We start from the raw sequence: 16,156 nt of genomic DNA, 5'->3' as shown, positions 1-16,156 counted from the left end.
GGGTGCGCCGGAGGGTGTGACCCGGACCCTGCGACCGGCCGCCGGCCCGGTGTAGGTTGCGCACCATGCGTGCCATGGGGGAGTGGAGCGCCGACGCGTGCCGTCGGCTGGGTACGGCCGGATCGGCGGGGGTCGCCCTCGGCGGCTGGGCCGTCGGCACACTGCCGGCCCGCGACCCGTGGGGGCTGTGGGTGCCTCACGGGGCCGCGGTCGGCGCCGTGGGCCACTTCCTGGCGTACGGCGGGCTCACCCTGCTCGTCGTCGCCTGGTGGCGGTACGGCAGGGCCGGCGCCTCGGTACGCGACACGCTCCGCACCCTCGTCTGCTGGGCTGCCCCGCTCGTTCTGGCCCCACCGCTCCACAGTGCCGATGTGTACAGCTACATAGCCCAGGGTGCGATGGTCCTCGAAGGCCACGACGTCTACAGCGCCGGGCCGTCGGTACTCGACCCCGCCGGGCCGGGCGGCGACGCCGCGGCGAGCGTCGGCGGCCACTGGACCGACACCCCGGCCCCGTACGGTCCGTTCTTCCTCGTCCTCGCGCGGGGCGTCGCATGGGCGACGGGCGGAACGATCGTCCCCGCCGTGCTGGGCATGCGGATCATCGCCCTGGGCGCGCTGGCGCTGATCGTATGGAGCCTGCGGCACCTCGCCCGGGAGCACGGCCGCAGCGAGAGCGCGGCCCTGCGGCTCGGGGCGCTCAACCCGCTGCTGCTCGTGCACGTCGTCGGCGGCATGCACAACGACGGACTGATGATCGGCCTCATGCTGGCCGGCGCGGTGCTCGCCCTGCGCGGGAGATGGATCACCGGCGCCGCGCTCATCGGACTCGCCATGATGGTGAAGTCCCCGGCGGCCGTGGCGCTGTTGTTCGTCGGCGTCGTCGTGGGCCGGGCGGCGACCGGATCCTTCGTACGCCGGGCCGCGAAGGGGCTGCTGGCGCCCGGACTCGTCGCCGGGGCGGTCGTGGCCCTGGTGACGCTCCTGGGCGGCACGGGCTTCGGCTGGCTGGGCACCCAGGGCGTCGCCGGGCGCATCCACACCGCGCTGTCGGCCAGCAGCGACCTCGGCCTCGGGCTCGGTGAACTGCTGCGGCTCACCGTCGGCACCGACCCGGACCCGGTGAAGTCCGCCGTGCAGAACCTGGGTCTGCTGGTGGCCCTCGTACTGATCGCCCGCCTCGCGTGGCGCGCAGCCGCCGGCCGTACGGAACCGGTCCACGCCCTGGGGGTCGCCCTGGTGACCCTCGTGGCCCTCTCCCCGATGGTGCAGCCGTGGTACCTGCTGTGGGGTACGGCCGTGCTCGCCGCCACCGCGTGCGAGGGCCGGATCCGGAACGTGGTGACCGTGCTGTCGGCGGCGCTCGTGTACGAGACGCAGCCCTCCGGCTCGACGCCCGTGTACGGCTTCGTGCTGGCGGCCCTCACGTGCGTGGCCGGGGTGTGGCTCCTGCGCCGTGAGGCCGCCGTGCGGGACTTGCCCCGGGTGCCGTTGCAGCGCAGGCCCGAGGACGCCGTGACGGACGCGGGGGCGGACATCCCGGCCGCCTCGCACTGACGGGCACCGCCGCACACCGACGGGCCGCCACTCCCGAGCGGGGGAGTGACGGCCCGCGGCCGTACTCAGGCGTCCGGTCTACCGGAGCTTGTGAATCAGAGAACGCGGACCGCGCCCGACGGCGGGTCGTAGTCCAGGGACTTCTGCACCACACCGGTGCTGGAGTTCTGCGCACCGACGAACTGGCCGCCGCCCACGTAGATCCCGACGTGGTACGCGCTGCCCGCGCCGCCCCAGTACAGGATGTCGCCGGGCTGCAGGTTGCTGAGCGAGACCTGGGTACCGGCCGTCGACTGGCTCTGCGAGACACGCGGCAGGTCGACGCCCACCGTGCGGAACGCGGCCTGGACGAGGCCCGAGCAGTCCCACGAGTTCGGGCCGGTGCCGCCGGAGACGTACGCGTCACCGATCTGCGACTGTGCGAACGCGACGACGGACGCCGCGGAGCCCGTGGCGTTCGACGAGTAGGAGGGGGTCTCCGAGGAGCCCGAGGAGGCGCTGAGCGTCGTGCGCTCGGAGGTACGGGAGGCGCGCTCGGCGGCCTCCGCCTTGGCCTTGGCGGCAGCCTCGGCCTTCTTCTCGGCCTCTGCCTTGCGGATCGCCTCGGCCTTGGCCTTCTTGGCGGTCTTGGCCGCGGTGGCCGCTGCCGCGTCCTCGTTGGCCTGCGTCTCGAGGTCGAGGGCGACCTGTTGCGTGGCCTGGGCGGACGCGGCGACGGCGGTGGAGAGCCCGGCGGTGATGGTGGGCATCTCGATGGTCTGGGTCACCGGCTCGGCCTGCGCCGGGCCGGCGGCACCTGCGACCGCGATGGTGCTGAGGACGCCACCGGCAACTCCGGCGCGCAGCGCCGTCTTGGAGGCGCTTTGGCGGGGCTTCCGGTGGCTGGGTATGTGAGCGGTGTGGGACATGGGTACTAGCGCTATCAGGGCTGTAGGGGTCCCATCAAGAAACGTGTGTTGCGACACAGTTACGTTCGGAATCTGTGAATCCGCTTATTTGAGGCCTTTATTGACGCCGTAACGGGCAAAACGGGCACCCGTCATCACGGCCGTGATCACCGAGTTTCAGTAATACGCCCGAATTGCCCGTCGCTTACCATCCGTTCACACCGATGGCCAAGCCCGCTTTTGTTGAAGCGTTGGTGGAGTGACACAGGTCACAGCGTGACTCCTGCGTGAGAGGCAACCGCGCGACCGCGTCCCGAGTGGGGGGCGGAATCGGCCGACCCTTCCCGGCTCCATGACCTATTGGAGAGTCATGTCCGGTTGATCCGGGTCCGGTCGGCGTCCGGTGGCCCCAACCGGGGGCGGCTCGTCGGCGGTCCGCTCGTGATCCCCGATGTCGCGCCCGCGATCCGCGGTGCCCGCTCGCGATGACGGCGCCCGCGCCTCGGTCGGCGGTGTTCGGCGCGGGGTCGCCGGCGTCCCGTCCGCGGTCAGCACTCTGTTCGGGGGCCGTGCGTCCGGAAGTTCGTGAATGCGTGCGCATTGTCCACATCGGTACCCCGGACCCCACGTCCGGGTGGCTTCCGGATGCGGCCCATTCCCCTATCACCGGCGGAGCGTCCATCGCCAATTTGCTTGTAGTGGCTGTCGATTGATAGAGCCGCGCGCCTTTGACCAGCGGTAACGCCACTGAATGTCACGTCTGGTAGCTACTCGGCCGCTTCGCGTACGAAGATCACCGCTCATCCGACTTCATGATCGTTCGCCAGGTGGTGGAGATCACAAAGACGGTGACGCACCCCGTGTCGCAGATCACAGGACGGCAGGCATAGGATGCGGGGCAGTCGGGCTTGTGAACTGCCTCACATGTGCACGATCTTGGTGAGGTGGCGAGCCGGTCGCCCGATGCGGTCCAACGGTCAAGGACGACTGGAAGGAGCGAGGAGCGTGAATGCCTACGCGCCCATCCTCGTGCTCGGCGCCCTCGGGGCAGGCTTTGCGATCTTCTCCGTGGTCATGGCCACGCTTATCGGGCCAAAGCGATACAACCGAGCAAAGCTGGAAGCGTACGAGTGCGGTATCGAACCCACCCCCACTCCAGCTGGAGGCGGCCGGTTCCCGATCAAGTACTACCTGACGGCGATGCTGTTCATCGTCTTCGACATCGAGATCGTCTTCCTCTATCCCTGGGCGGTCACCTTCGACGCCCTGGGGATCTTCGGGCTCGTCGAGATGCTGCTCTTCGTGCTCACCGTCTTCGTCGCCTACGCGTATGTGTGGCGCCGGGGCGGCCTGGAATGGGACTGAGGGGCTGAGGGGCACACCATGGGACTCGAAGAGAAGCTGCCAAGCGGCTTTGTGCTGACCACTGTCGAGCAGGCCGCCGGCTGGGTACGGAAGTCGTCCGTCTTCCCTGCCACCTTCGGCCTCGCCTGCTGCGCCATCGAGATGATGACGACCGGAGCCGGGCGGTACGACCTGGCCCGTTTCGGGATGGAGGTCTTCCGCGGATCGCCGCGGCAGGCGGATCTGATGATCGTCGCGGGACGGGTCAGCCAGAAGATGGCGCCCGTCCTGAGGCAGGTCTACGACCAGATGCCGAGCCCCAAGTGGGTCATCTCCATGGGGGTTTGCGCATCATCGGGCGGCATGTTCAACAATTACGCCATTGTGCAGGGTGTTGATCACATTGTGCCGGTTGATATCTATTTGCCGGGATGCCCGCCGCGTCCCGAGATGCTGATCGACGCCATCCTCAAACTCCACCAGAAGATCCAGGGCTCCAAGCTCGGGGTCAACGCGGAGGAGGCCGCCCGCGAGGCGGAGGAGGCGGCCCTCAAGGCACTGCCCCTGATCGAGATGAAGGGGCTGCTGCGGTGAGCGACGAGCAGAAGAGCAACGGCGTGCCCGCACCGCGCGAGGACACCGGTGACGTCATCGGCGTACGCAAGGGCATGTTCGGTGCCGACAACGGCGGCGACACCTCGGGCTACGGCGGACTCGTCCGCACCGTGACCCTGCCGGGTGCCTCGTCCCGCCCCTACGGCGGCTGGTTCGACGAAGTGGCCGACGAGCTGGAAGGGGCCCTGGAGGAACAGGACCTGCTGCCCGCCAACGCCATCGAGAAGACGGTCGTCGACCGGGGCGAACTCACCTTCCACATCGCCCGCGAGCATCTGCTCACCGTGGCACGCACCCTGCGCGACGACCCCGCCCTGAGGTTCGAGCTCTGTACGGGCGTCAGCGGCGTGCACTACCTCGGGGACAAGGGCCGCGAGCTGCACGCGGTCTACCACCTGAGGTCGCTCACCCACGGGCGGCTGATCCGCCTCGAGGTGTCCGCCCCGGACAGTGATCCGCACATCCCGTCCCTCGTCGCGGTCTACCCGACCAACGACTGGCACGAGCGTGAGACCTACGACTTCTTCGGGCTGGTCTTCGACGGGCACCCCGCCCTCACCCGGATCATGATGCCGGACGACTGGCAGGGCTTCCCGCAACGCAAGGACTATCCGCTCGGCGGCATCGCCGTCGAGTACAAGGGCGCCCAGATCCCGGCTCCGGACCAGCGGAGGTCGTACAGCTGATGACCACTCCCCATGCAACACCCCGTGCCACGACCGAGGGGACTGTATATACGGTCACCGGCGGCGACTGGGACGAGGTCGTCGAGTCCGCGGCCAAGGCGGACGACGAACGCATCATCGTCAACATGGGCCCCCAGCACCCGTCCACGCACGGCGTGCTGCGGCTGATCCTGGAGATCGACGGCGAGACCGTCAAAGAGGCCCGCTGCGGCATCGGCTATCTCCACACCGGCATCGAGAAGAACCTCGAGTTCCGGAACTGGACACAGGGCACCACCTTCGTCACGCGCATGGACTACCTGACCCCGTTCTTCAACGAGGCGGCGTACTGCCTCGGGACGGAGAAGCTCCTCGGCATCGAGGACCAGATCCCCGACCGGGCCACCGTCCTGCGCGTGCTCCTGATGGAGCTCAACCGGATCTCCTCGCACCTGGTGTGCATCGCCACCGGTGGCATGGAACTCGGCGCCACGACGATCATGATCTACGGCTTCCGCGATCGTGAACTCGTTCTCGATCTCTTCGAGCTGATCACCGGCCTCCGGATGAACCACGCGTTCATCCGGCCCGGCGGCCTGGCGCAGGACCTGCCCCCGGGCGCGGTCGACCAGATCCGCGAGTTCGTGAAGACCATGAAGAAGAACCTGCCGGAGTACGACAAGCTCGCGACCGGCAACCCCATCTTCAAGGCCCGCATGCAGGACGTCGGCTACCTCGACCTGACCGGCTGCATGGCGCTCGGCGCCACCGGCCCGGTCCTGAGGTCCGCCGGACTCCCGCACGACCTGCGCAAGAGCGACCCGTACTGCGGCTACGAGAACTACGAGTTCGACGTGCCCACCGCGGACACCTGCGACGCCTACGGCCGCTTCCTCATCCGTCTGGAGGAGATGCGCCAGTCGCTCAGGATCGTCGAGCAGTGCCTGGACCGGCTGGAGCCGGGCCCCGTCATGGTCGCCGACAAGAAGATCGCCTGGCCCGCGCAGCTCGCGCTCGGACCCGACGGACTCGGCAACTCGCTCGACCACATCAAGAAGATCATGGGCACCTCCATGGAGGCCCTGATCCACCACTTCAAGCTGGTGACCGAGGGCTTCCGGGTCCCGGCCGGGCAGACGTACACCGCCATAGAGTCCCCCAAGGGCGAGCTCGGCGTGCACGCCGTCTCGGACGGGGGCACCCGCCCCTTCCGGGTCCACTTCCGCGACCCGTCCTTCACCAACCTGCAGGCCATGGCGGCGATGTGCGAGGGCGGCCAGGTCGCCGACGTCATCGTCGCTGTCGCGTCCATCGACCCCGTGATGGGAGGCGTCGACCGGTGACCGCATCCAACCAAGAAGTCAGCCTGGGGATGCCGCAGCTCCCCGCCCCCGCGTACCCGGCCGAGGTGCGCACCCGGCTCGAAGCGGACGCGAAGGAGGTGATCGCCCGCTACCCCGGCAGCCGCTCCGCGCTGCTGCCGCTGCTGCACCTCGTCCAGTCCGAGGAGGGGCACGTCTCCCGTACGGGCATGGCGTTCTGCGCCGAACTGCTCGGCCTCACCACCGCCGAGGTCACCGCGGTCGCCACCTTCTACTCGATGTACCGGCGCCGGCCGAGCGGCGACTACCAGGTCGGGGTCTGCACCAACACCCTGTGCGCGGTCATGGGCGGCGACGCCATCTTCGACCGGCTCAAGGACCACCTCGGTGTCGGCAACAACGAGACGACCGAGGACGGCAAGGTCACCCTCGAGCACATCGAGTGCAACGCGGCCTGCGATTTCGCGCCCGTCGTGATGGTCAACTGGGAGTTCTTCGACAACCAGACGCCGGAGAGCGCGACGCAGCTCGTCGACGACCTGATCGCCGGCCGGACCGTCGAACCCACCCGCGGCGCCCCCCTGTGTACGTACAAGGAGACCGCCCGCATCCTGGCCGGTTTCCCCGACGAGCGCCCCGGTGCCGTCGCGGCGACCGGCGGAGCGGGGGCCGCCTCACTCGTCGGGCTGAAGCTGGCCAAGGGCGAGGCCGCCCCGCAGCCGCGCGTCGTCGCCCCGCGGGGCGAGGCCCCGAGCGACCAGCCGCAGAAGGGTGCCGAGCACCTCAGCTCGCACGACGCGCCGCAGCAGACCTCGGCCTCCGACCCGGAGCACCCGGCCGGGCCCGCAGCCGAGGAGGGGGAGTGATGACCTTGGCAGCCGAGATCGACAAGAACGGGACCAGCCCGGAGAAGCTCCTGGCACCGGTCCTCTCCGCCTTCTGGGACGAGCCGGAGTCCTGGACGCTGGAGACCTACCGGCGTCACGAGGGCTACGAGGGTCTGCGCAAGGCGCTGGCCATGTCGCCGGACGACCTCATCGCGTACGTCAAGGACTCCGGTCTGCGCGGGCGCGGCGGCGCCGGCTTCCCCACCGGGATGAAGTGGCAGTTCATCCCGCAGGGCGACGGCAAGCCGCACTACCTGGTCGTCAACGCCGACGAGTCGGAACCGGGGACCTGCAAGGACATCCCGCTGCTCTTCGCGAACCCGCACAGCCTCATCGAGGGCATCGTGATCGCCTGCTACGCGATCCGCTCGTCCCACGCCTTCATCTATCTGCGCGGCGAAGTCGTCCCCGTACTGCGACGCCTGCACGAGGCCGTGCGCGAGGCGTACGAGGCGGGGTACCTGGGGAAGGACGCCCTCGGCCCCGGGCTCGACCTGGAACTGACCGTGCACGCCGGTGCCGGCGCGTACATCTGCGGTGAGGAGACCGCGCTGCTCGACTCGCTCGAAGGACGCCGCGGCCAGCCCCGGCTGCGTCCGCCCTTCCCCGCGGTCGCCGGTCTGTACGCCTGTCCCACTGTGGTGAACAACGTCGAGTCCATCGCCTCGGTTCCCGCGATCCTGAACAAGGGCAAGGACTGGTTCAAGTCGATGGGCAGCGAGAAGTCCCCGGGCTTCACGCTGTATTCGCTCAGCGGGCACGTCACCAGCCCCGGCCAGTACGAGGCCCCGCTCGGCATCACCCTGCGCCAGCTGCTCGACATGAGCGGCGGCATCAGGGCCGGACACCGCCTGAAGTTCTGGACCCCCGGCGGCTCCTCCACCCCGATGTTCACCGAGGAACACCTCGACGTCCCGCTGGACTACGAGGGCGTCGGCGCCGCCGGCTCCATGCTCGGCACCAAGGCGCTGCAGTGCTTCGACGAGACCACCTGCGTGGTGCGGGCCGTCACCCGCTGGACCGAGTTCTACGCCCACGAGTCGTGCGGCAAGTGCACGCCGTGCCGTGAGGGCACCTACTGGCTCGTCCAGCTGCTCCGCGACATCGAGGCCGGCAAGGGCGAGATGTCCGACCTCGACAAGCTGAACGACATCGCCGACAACATCAACGGCAAGTCCTTCTGCGCCCTCGGTGACGGCGCCGCCTCGCCGATCTTCTCCTCGCTGAAGTACTTCCGCGAGGAGTACGAGCAGCACATCACGGGCAATGGCTGCCCCTTCGATCCCGCCAGGTCGACCCTCTGGGCCGACGACGAAGACGACAAGAACGCTCACCGGGGGGTGAACGCATGACAGTCACCACGAGTGCGCCCTCCGGGGGCGGCGAGGCGGCCATCCCGCCCGAGGACCTGGTCACGCTGACCATCGACGGCATCGAGATCAGCGTCCCCAAGGGCACCCTGGTCATCCGGGCCGCCGAACTCCTCGGCATCGAGATCCCGCGCTTCTGCGACCACCCGCTCCTCGACCCGGCCGGCGCCTGCAGGCAGTGCATCGTCGAGGTCGAGGGCCAGCGCAAGCCGATGGCGTCCTGCACCATCACGTGCACCGACGGCATGGTCGTGAAGTCGCAGATCACCTCGCCGGTCGCGGAGAAGGCCCAGAAGGGTGTGATGGAGCTCCTGCTCATCAACCACCCGCTGGACTGCCCGGTCTGCGACAAGGGCGGCGAATGCCCCCTGCAGAACCAGGCGATGTCGCACGGCGGCGCCGACTCCCGCTTCGACGGGAAGAAGCGCACCTTCGAGAAGCCCGTCCCTATCTCCACCCAGGTGCTGCTGGACCGCGAGCGGTGCGTGCTCTGCGCGCGGTGCACCCGGTTCTCCAACCAGGTGGCGGGCGACCCGATGATCGAACTCATCGAGCGTGGCGCGCTCCAGCAGGTCGGCACCGGGCAGGGCGACCCCTTCGAGTCGTACTTCTCCGGGAACACCATCCAGATCTGCCCCGTCGGAGCGCTCACCTCGGCGGCGTACCGCTTCCGCTCCCGGCCCTTCGACCTCGTGTCGACGCCGTCGGTGTGCGAGCACTGCGCGGGCGGCTGCGCGACCCGCACCGACCACCGCCGTGGCAAGGTCATGCGGCGGCTCGCCTCCAACGACCCCGAGGTCAACGAGGAGTGGCTCTGCGACAAGGGCCGCTTCGGATTCCGCTACGCCCAGCAGCGTGACCGGCTCACCACTCCGCTCGTACGCAACGCGGACGGTGTGCTCGAAGCGGCGAGCTGGCCCGAGGCACTGGCGGCCGCGGCAACCGGACTCTCGGCCGCCCGCGGCCGGACCGGTGTCCTCACCGGCGGCCGGCTCACCGTCGAGGACGCCTACGCCTACAGCAAGTTCGCGCGGATCGCCCTCGGCACGAACGACATCGACTTCCGCGCCCGGATCCACAGCAGCGAGGAAGCCGACTTCCTGGCCGCGCGGGTGGCCGGACGCGGGCGCGACCTGGACGGCAGCGGAGTCACGTACACCTCGCTGGAGAAGGCTCCGGCGGTCCTGCTGGCCGGCTTCGAGTCCGAGGAGGAGGCGCCCGGCGTCTTCCTGCGGCTGCGCAAGGCCCACCGCAAGCACGGGCAGCGGACGTTCGCGCTCGCCTCGCACGCCACGCGCGGACTGGAGAAGGCGGGCGGCACCCTGCTCCCCGCCGCCCCCGGCACCGAGACCGACTGGCTTGACGCGCTCGCGGGCGGAGTCGGACTGGAGGGTGACGGTGCCCTCGCCGCCGAGGCGCTGCGCGGTGAAGGCTCCCTGATCGTGGTGGGCGAACGGCTCTCCGGCGTCCCCGGAGCACTGACCGCCGTCGTACGGACCGCCGCCGCCACCGGTGCCACGCTCGTGTGGATTCCGCGGCGGGCCGGCGAACGCGGCGCGGTGGAGGCGGGCGCGCTCCCGTCGCTGCTGCCCGGCGGCCGTCCGGCGACCGACCCGCGGGCCAGGGAGGAGGTGGCGTCCGTATGGGGCGTCGCCGAACTGCCGTCCCGTTTCGGCCGCGACACCGGCCAGATCGTCGAAGCCGCGGCCACCGGCGAACTGGCCGCTCTGCTGGTCGCCGGCGTGGACCCCGAGGACCTGCCCGACCCGGCCCGTGCCCTCCGGGCGCTGGACGAGGTCGGCTTCCTGGTCTCGCTGGAGCTGCGCCCCGGCGCGGTCACCGAGCGGGCCGACGTGGTCCTTCCCGTCGCCGCGGTCGCGGAGAAGCCCGGCACGTTCCTCAACTGGGAAGGCAGGGCGCGGATGTTCGAAGCCGCGCTGAAGCCCGAGCAGCTGCCGCGCACCCTCTGCCCGACCGACGCACGGGTCCTGCACATGCTCGCCGACGCGCTCGACGTGCACCTCGCACTGCCGGACCTGAGGGCGGCGCGGCGCGAGCTCGACCGCCTCGGCGGCTGGCAGGGCACCCACGCCGAGGACCCGCGGGCGACCTCCCGGCCGGTGCCCGGCGCCGGTGACGGCGAAGCCGTACTCGCGGGCCACCGGATGCTGCTCGACCGGGGCCGGCTGCAGGAGGGCGACGAGGCGCTGGCCGGAACCCGGCACGCGGCCGTCGCACGGCTCTCCGCCGCCACCGCGGCCGAGACCGGGGTGAAGGACGGCGACCTGCTGGCCGTCACCGGACCCGCCGGCACCACCGAACTCCCGCTGGCGGTCACCGACATGCCGGACCGGGTGGTGTGGGTGCCGCTCAACTCCGTCGGCCGGGGCGTTCCCGCCGACACCGGAGTACAGCCGGGCGGACTGGTCCGGATCGGTCCGGCCGCCGGAAGCCCCGCAGAGACACCGGAGGTGCGAGCGTGACTGGCCTCGCTCAACTCGCCGCGGCACCGAACGGCGCCGTACTCGCCGCCGAGGACCTCTCGATGTTCGGCACGGACCCGTGGTGGCTCGTCGTCGTCAAGGCGGTCTTCTGCTTCGCGTTCCTGATGGTGACCGTGCTCTTCTCCATCGTGTGGGAGCGCAAGGTCGTCGCCTGGATGCAGCTGCGCATCGGCCCGAACCGGCACGGCCCCTGGGGCATGCTCCAGTCGCTCGCCGACGGCATCAAGCTGATGCTGAAGGAAGACGTCATCGTCAAGCGGGCCGACAAGGTCGTCTACGTCCTGGCCCCGATCATCGCCGCCGCACCGGCGTTCATGGCGATCGCGGTGATCCCGTTCGGCCCGTCGGGCAACGAGGTCTCGATCTTCGGCCAGCGCACGACGATGCAGCTGACCGACCTGCCGATCGCGATGCTGTACATCCTCGCGGTCGCCTCCGTCGGCATCTACGGCATCGTGCTGGCCGGCTGGTCGTCCGGATCGACGTACCCGCTGCTCGGCGGTCTGCGCTCCTGCGCGCAGATGATCAGCTACGAGATCGCGATGGGCGCCGCCTTCGCCTCGGTGTTCCTCTACTCCGGGTCGATGTCGACCTCGAAGATCGTGGAGGCGCAGGAGGACCGCTGGTTCATCATCCTGCTGCCGGTCTCCTTCATCATCTACGTCGTCACGATGGTCGGGGAGACCAACCGCGCGCCGTTCGACATGCCTGAGTCCGAGGGCGACCTCGTGGGCGGCTTCAACACCGAGTACTCCTCGATCAAGTTCGCGATGTTCATGCTCGCCGAGTACGTCAACATGGTCACCGTCTCCGCGGTCTCCGTGACCCTGTTCCTGGGCGGCTGGCGGGCTCCGTACCCGATCAGCACCTTCTGGGAGGGTGCGAACCACGGCTGGTGGCCGATGCTCTGGTTCGTCATCAAGGTCCAACTGCTGCTGTTCTTCTTCATCTGGCTGCGCGGCACCCTGCCCAGGGTCCGCTACGACCAGCTGATGAAGCTCGGCTGGAAGGTCCTGATCCCGGTCTCCGTGGTCTGGCTGATGCTGGTGGCCACGGTCAGGGCGCTGCGCAACGAGGGTTACGACTTCTCGAAGATCGTGCTGTACGTCGCGGGGGCCGTGATCGCGATCCTGCTGATCTCCTTCGTCGTCGACATCTTCCGCGACCGCAAGGCGAAGGAAACCGAAGCGGCTGCCGAGCCGGAGCCGGCGTTCGACCCGATGGCCGGCGGATTCCCGGTGCCGCCGCTGCCCGGCCAGAGCCTGCCGCCGGTACCGCGCCGCAGGCCGCGCCGTGAGCGGGAGCTCATTGTCAGTGGCGGACCCGATACTCAGAGTGACGAGCACGCGAGTGACGGAAAGGAGGCTGACGGTGTCTGAGTCATCAGAACCCTCAGGGGAGAAGTTCCAGAATCCTGTGGCCGGCTTCGGCGTGACCTTCAAGGCCATGTTCAAGAAGCGGCTGACCGAGCAGTACCCGGAGACGCCGAAGGTGACGGCGCCGCGCTTCCACGGCCGGCACCAGCTCAACCGTCACCCCGACGGCCTGGAGAAGTGCGTCGGCTGCGAGCTGTGCGCCTGGGCGTGTCCGGCGGACGCCATCTACGTGGAGGGCGCGGACAACACCGAGGAGGAGCGCTACTCCCCGGGGGAGCGCTACGGCCGCGTCTACCAGATCAACTACGCGCGCTGCATCCTGTGCGGGCTCTGCATCGAGGCGTGCCCCACCCGGGCGCTCACGATGACGAACGAGTTCGAGCTCGCCAACACCACCCGCGAGAGCCTCATCTACACCAAGGACGAGCTGCTCGCGGGGCTGGAGGAAGGCATGGTCGACAGCCCGCACGCGATCTACCCCGGTATGGACGAGCAGGACTACTACCGCGGTCTGGTGAGCGAGGCCGCGCCCGGCACGGAGCGTCAGACCGCCGTCTCCAAGGGCGAAGCCGACAAGGAGGTGGACGTATGACCTCCGGTCCGGCCGTCGCGGCCTCCATGACCTCCACCCCCGAGGCCGTCCAGTTCTGGCTGCTCGGCACCGTCGCCGTCATCGGCGCGCTCTCCACCGTCCTGATGAAGAAGGCGGTGCACAGCGCACTGTCGCTCGCCGGCACCATGATCGTGCTGGCGGTCTTCTACCTCGCCAACGGCGCGTACTTCCTGGGCATCGTCCAGGTCGTCGTCTACACGGGCGCGATCATGATGCTGTTCCTCTTCGTGGTCATGCTCGTCGGTGTCACGGCGGCCGACTCGCTGAAGGAGACCATCAAGGGCCAGCGCTGGCTGGCCGCCGGCTGCGGCCTCGGCTTCGGTGTCCTGCTGATCGCCGGTATCGGCCAGGCCTCCCTGGCCAGCTTCAACGGCCTCGGCGCGGCGAACGCCCAGCACGGCGGAAACGTCGAGGGCCTCGCCAACCTCATCTTCACCAAGTACGTCTTCGCGTTCGAGATCACGGGCGCCCTGCTGATCACGGCGACGGTCGGCGCGATGCTCCTGACGCACCGCGAGCGCACCGAACGCGCCAAGACGCAGCGGGAGATGTCCGAGGACCGGGTGCGCAGCAACCACCTTCCGCCGCTCCCCGCCCCGGGCGTCTACGCCCGGCACAACGGGGTGGACATCGCCGGACTGCTCCCGGACGGCACCGCCTCCGAGCTCACCGTCATGCAGACGCTGCGCCGGCGCGGCCAGATCCGGGACGTGTCGACCGAGTCGCTCGCCGACCTCAAGGCGCTGGAACAGCGCTCCGGGGAGCGGCTGGGCCGTGACCACGAAGAAGAAGGGGAGGAGGTCGCCAAGTGAATCCGGTCAACTACCTCTACCTCGCGGCCCTTTTGTTCACGATCGGTGCCTCCGGAGTCCTGATCAGGCGGAACGCCATCGTGGTGTTCATGTGCGTGGAGCTGATGCTCAACGCCTGCAACCTCGCGTTCGTCGCGTTCTCCCGGATGCACGGAAACCTCGACGGCCAGATCATCGCCTTCTTCACGATGGTCGTCGCCGCCGCTGAGGTCGTCGTCGGGCTCGCGATCATCGTGTCGCTGTTCCGCTCCCGCCACTCGGCCTCGGTCGACGACGCCAGCCTGATGAAGCTGTAAGGGGTCGGAATCGTGGAAAACCTGATTGCGCTGCTGGTCGCGGCGCCCCTGCTCGGAGCGGTGGTCCTGCTGTGCGGGGGCCGCCGGCTCGACCGGGCCGGCCATTGGCTCGGCACGCTGTTCTCCGCCGCGGCCTTCGTCGTCGGCGTGGTGCTGTTCATCGACATGCTGGGCAAGGGCGCCGACGACCGCGCCCTGCACCAGATGCTGTACAGCTGGATTCCCGTCGAGGGCTTCCAGGCCGACGTGGCCTTCCAGCTCGACCAGCTGTCGATGACGTTCGTCCTGCTGATCACGGGTGTGGGCACGCTGATCCACATCTACTCGATCGGCTACATGGAGCACGACGAGCGCCGCCGCCGCTTCTTCGGCTACCTGAACCTGTTCCTCGCGGCGATGCTCCTGCTGGTCATCGCCGACAACTACCTGCTCCTGTACGTCGGGTGGGAGGGCGTCGGTCTGGCGTCCTACCTGCTCATCGGCTTCTGGCAGCACAAGCCCAGCGCGGCCACCGCCGCCAAGAAGGCCTTCCTGGTCAACAGGGTCGGCGACATGGGCCTGTCGATCGCGATCATGCTGATGTTCACCACCTTCGGCACCTTCGCCTTCGGACCGGTGTTCGCCGCGGTCGACGGGACGAGTGAGGGCAAGCTGACCGCGATCGGCCTCATGCTGCTCCTCGCGGCCTGCGGCAAGTCCGCCCAGGTGCCGCTGCAGTCCTGGCTCGGTGACGCCATGGAGGGTCCGACCCCGGTCTCGGCCCTCATCCACGCCGCCACCATGGTGACCGCGGGTGTCTACCTCATCGTCCGCTCCGGCGCGATCTTCAACGCCGCGCCCGACGCCCAGCTGGTCGTCGTGGTCGTCGGTGCGGTCACGCTCCTCTTCGGTGCGATCGTCGGTTGCGCCAAGGACGACATCAAGAAGGCCCTCGCCGGGTCGACGATGTCGCAGATCGGCTACATGGTCCTGGCCGCGGGTCTCGGCCCGATCGGCTACGTCTTCGCGATCATGCACCTGGTGACGCACGGCTTCTTCAAGGCCGGTCTCTTCCTCGGCGCCGGTTCGGTCATGCACGGCATGAACGACGAGGTCGACATGCGGAAGTACGGCGGCCTGCGGAAGTACATGCCGGTCACCTTCGTCACCTTCGGCCTCGGCTACCTCGCGATCATCGGCTTCCCCGGTCTGTCCGGCTTCTTCTCCAAGGACAAGATCATCGAGGCGGCCTTCGCGAAGGGCGGCACGGAGGGCTGGATCCTCGGCTCCGTCGCCCTGCTCGGCGCCGCGATCACCGCGTTCTACATGACGCGGGTGATGCTGATGACGTTCTTCGGCGAGAAGCGCTGGCAGCCCGATGCGGAGGGCCACGACCCGCACCCGCACGAGTCGCCGAAGTCGATGACGATCCCGATGGTCGTGCTGGCCTTCGGGTCGGTCTTCGCCGGAGGCTTCTTCTCCATCGGCGACCGGTTCATGCACTGGCTGGAGCCCGTCACCGGACACGACCACGGACACGCGCCGGTCAGCGCGACCACCGTCACCGCCGCCACCATGGTGGTGCTCGTCATCGGTGTCGCCGTCGCCTGGTTCCTGTACGGGCGCAGGCCCGTCCCCGTCGTCGCCCCGCGCGGCTCGCTGCTCACCAGGGCCGCCCGTCGCGACCTCTACCAGGACGACTTCAACCATGTGGTCCTGGTCCGCGGCGGCGAGCACCTCACCCGCTCCCTGGTCTACGTCGACCACACCCTGGTCGACGGCGTCGTCAACGGCACGGCCGCCTCGATGGGCGGGCTCTCCGGCCGGCTGCGCACGCTGCAGAACGGCTACGCCCGCTCCTACGCGGTCTCGATGTTCGGCGGTGCGGCGGTCCTCATCGCCGCAACCCTGCTGATGAGGGCGGTCTGAT

At 69.2% G+C, this 16,156-nt stretch carries 14 protein-coding genes; 13 read left to right on the top strand and 1 reads right to left on the bottom strand.

The window, feature by feature from the left end:
* The first annotated feature begins 65 nt into the window (after positions 1-65).
* Positions 66-1,556, top strand: a complete 1,491-nt coding sequence (gene mptB, locus OG844_RS24025) for a polyprenol phosphomannose-dependent alpha 1,6 mannosyltransferase MptB (RefSeq protein WP_406392962.1) — start codon at positions 66-68, stop codon at positions 1,554-1,556.
* A 95-nt stretch (positions 1,557-1,651) separates the two neighbouring features.
* Here the strand turns inward: mptB and OG844_RS24020 are convergent, their stop codons facing one another.
* Positions 1,652-2,464 carry a C40 family peptidase gene (locus OG844_RS24020; RefSeq protein ID WP_406392960.1) on the bottom strand — a complete coding sequence of 271 codons (813 nt, stop codon included), beginning with the start codon at positions 2,462-2,464 and terminating at the stop codon, positions 1,652-1,654.
* A 984-nt stretch (positions 2,465-3,448) separates the two neighbouring features.
* Here OG844_RS24020 and OG844_RS24015 point away from each other — a divergent pair.
* From OG844_RS24015 to nuoL, 12 genes are read left to right on the top strand one after another with little or no spacing between them, the layout of a single operon-like run.
* The gene (locus OG844_RS24015) at positions 3,449-3,808 is read left to right on the top strand and encodes an NADH-quinone oxidoreductase subunit A (RefSeq protein ID WP_003992243.1); all 360 of its coding nucleotides are present in this window, start codon (positions 3,449-3,451) and stop codon (positions 3,806-3,808) included.
* A gap of 18 nt (positions 3,809-3,826) precedes the next feature.
* Positions 3,827-4,381 (top strand): NADH-quinone oxidoreductase subunit B family protein, encoded by a 555-nt coding sequence (locus tag OG844_RS24010; protein ID WP_014154689.1) that lies wholly within the window; start codon positions 3,827-3,829, stop codon positions 4,379-4,381.
* The gene (locus OG844_RS24005; RefSeq protein ID WP_406392958.1) at positions 4,378-5,088 is read left to right on the top strand and encodes an NADH-quinone oxidoreductase subunit C; all 711 of its coding nucleotides are present in this window, start codon (positions 4,378-4,380) and stop codon (positions 5,086-5,088) included. Before OG844_RS24010 ends, OG844_RS24005 begins: the two co-directional genes overlap by 4 nt.
* Complete coding sequence (locus OG844_RS24000; protein WP_351165235.1) at positions 5,088-6,410, top strand: NADH-quinone oxidoreductase subunit D; 1,323 nt, start codon at positions 5,088-5,090, stop codon at positions 6,408-6,410. Before OG844_RS24005 ends, OG844_RS24000 begins: the two co-directional genes overlap by 1 nt.
* 29 nt (positions 6,411-6,439) lie before the next feature.
* Complete coding sequence (gene nuoE, locus OG844_RS23995) at positions 6,440-7,255, top strand: NADH-quinone oxidoreductase subunit NuoE (protein WP_351165565.1); 816 nt, start codon at positions 6,440-6,442, stop codon at positions 7,253-7,255.
* Complete coding sequence (gene nuoF / locus OG844_RS23990; protein ID WP_406392957.1) at positions 7,255-8,628, top strand: NADH-quinone oxidoreductase subunit NuoF; 1,374 nt, start codon at positions 7,255-7,257, stop codon at positions 8,626-8,628. The genes nuoE and nuoF overlap by 1 nt, the downstream gene beginning before the upstream one ends.
* Positions 8,625-11,129, top strand: a complete 2,505-nt coding sequence (locus tag OG844_RS23985; protein ID WP_406392955.1) for an NADH-quinone oxidoreductase subunit G — start codon at positions 8,625-8,627, stop codon at positions 11,127-11,129. Before nuoF ends, OG844_RS23985 begins: the two co-directional genes overlap by 4 nt.
* Positions 11,126-12,529: an NADH-quinone oxidoreductase subunit NuoH gene (nuoH, locus tag OG844_RS23980; protein WP_406392954.1), complete on the top strand. Its 1,404-nt coding sequence runs from the start codon at positions 11,126-11,128 to the stop codon at positions 12,527-12,529. Before OG844_RS23985 ends, nuoH begins: the two co-directional genes overlap by 4 nt.
* Positions 12,522-13,118 carry an NADH-quinone oxidoreductase subunit NuoI gene (nuoI, locus tag OG844_RS23975; RefSeq protein ID WP_406392952.1) on the top strand — a complete coding sequence of 199 codons (597 nt, stop codon included), beginning with the start codon at positions 12,522-12,524 and terminating at the stop codon, positions 13,116-13,118. The genes nuoH and nuoI overlap by 8 nt, the downstream gene beginning before the upstream one ends.
* Entirely contained in the window at positions 13,115-13,951 is an 837-nt protein-coding gene (locus OG844_RS23970) for an NADH-quinone oxidoreductase subunit J (protein ID WP_406392950.1), read from the top strand. Before nuoI ends, OG844_RS23970 begins: the two co-directional genes overlap by 4 nt.
* On the top strand, positions 13,948-14,247 hold the full coding sequence (nuoK, locus tag OG844_RS23965; RefSeq protein ID WP_307539564.1) for an NADH-quinone oxidoreductase subunit NuoK: 300 nt from the start codon (positions 13,948-13,950) through the stop codon (positions 14,245-14,247). Before OG844_RS23970 ends, nuoK begins: the two co-directional genes overlap by 4 nt.
* Positions 14,248-14,259: 12 nt before the next feature.
* Complete coding sequence (nuoL, locus tag OG844_RS23960) at positions 14,260-16,155, top strand: NADH-quinone oxidoreductase subunit L (protein ID WP_406392949.1); 1,896 nt, start codon at positions 14,260-14,262, stop codon at positions 16,153-16,155.
* The last annotated feature ends 1 nt before the right edge of the window (position 16,156 follow it).

The organism is Streptomyces sp. NBC_00887 (genome assembly GCF_045207585.1).
The sequence above is the reverse complement of the archived record's forward strand: the minus strand, read 5'-3'. Positions and strand labels throughout refer to the sequence as shown.

Bases quoted from the DNA above. Each gene is read 5' to 3' on its own strand.
- OG844_RS23985 (WP_406392955.1), top strand. From the start codon at position 8,625: ATGACAGTCACCACGAGTGCGCCCTCCGGGGGCGGCGAGGCGGCCATC.
- OG844_RS23970 (WP_406392950.1), top strand. From the start codon at position 13,115: ATGACCTCCGGTCCGGCCGTCGCGGCCTCCATGACCTCCACCCCCGAG.
- OG844_RS24000 (WP_351165235.1), top strand. From the start codon at position 5,088: ATGACCACTCCCCATGCAACACCCCGTGCCACGACCGAGGGGACTGTA.
- nuoF (WP_406392957.1), top strand. From the start codon at position 7,255: ATGACCTTGGCAGCCGAGATCGACAAGAACGGGACCAGCCCGGAGAAG.
- nuoE (WP_351165565.1), top strand. From the start codon at position 6,440: ATGCCGCAGCTCCCCGCCCCCGCGTACCCGGCCGAGGTGCGCACCCGG.
- mptB (WP_406392962.1), top strand. From the start codon at position 66: ATGCGTGCCATGGGGGAGTGGAGCGCCGACGCGTGCCGTCGGCTGGGT.
- OG844_RS24020 (WP_406392960.1), bottom strand. From the start codon at position 2,464: ATGTCCCACACCGCTCACATACCCAGCCACCGGAAGCCCCGCCAAAGC.
- OG844_RS24010 (WP_014154689.1), top strand. From the start codon at position 3,827: ATGGGACTCGAAGAGAAGCTGCCAAGCGGCTTTGTGCTGACCACTGTC.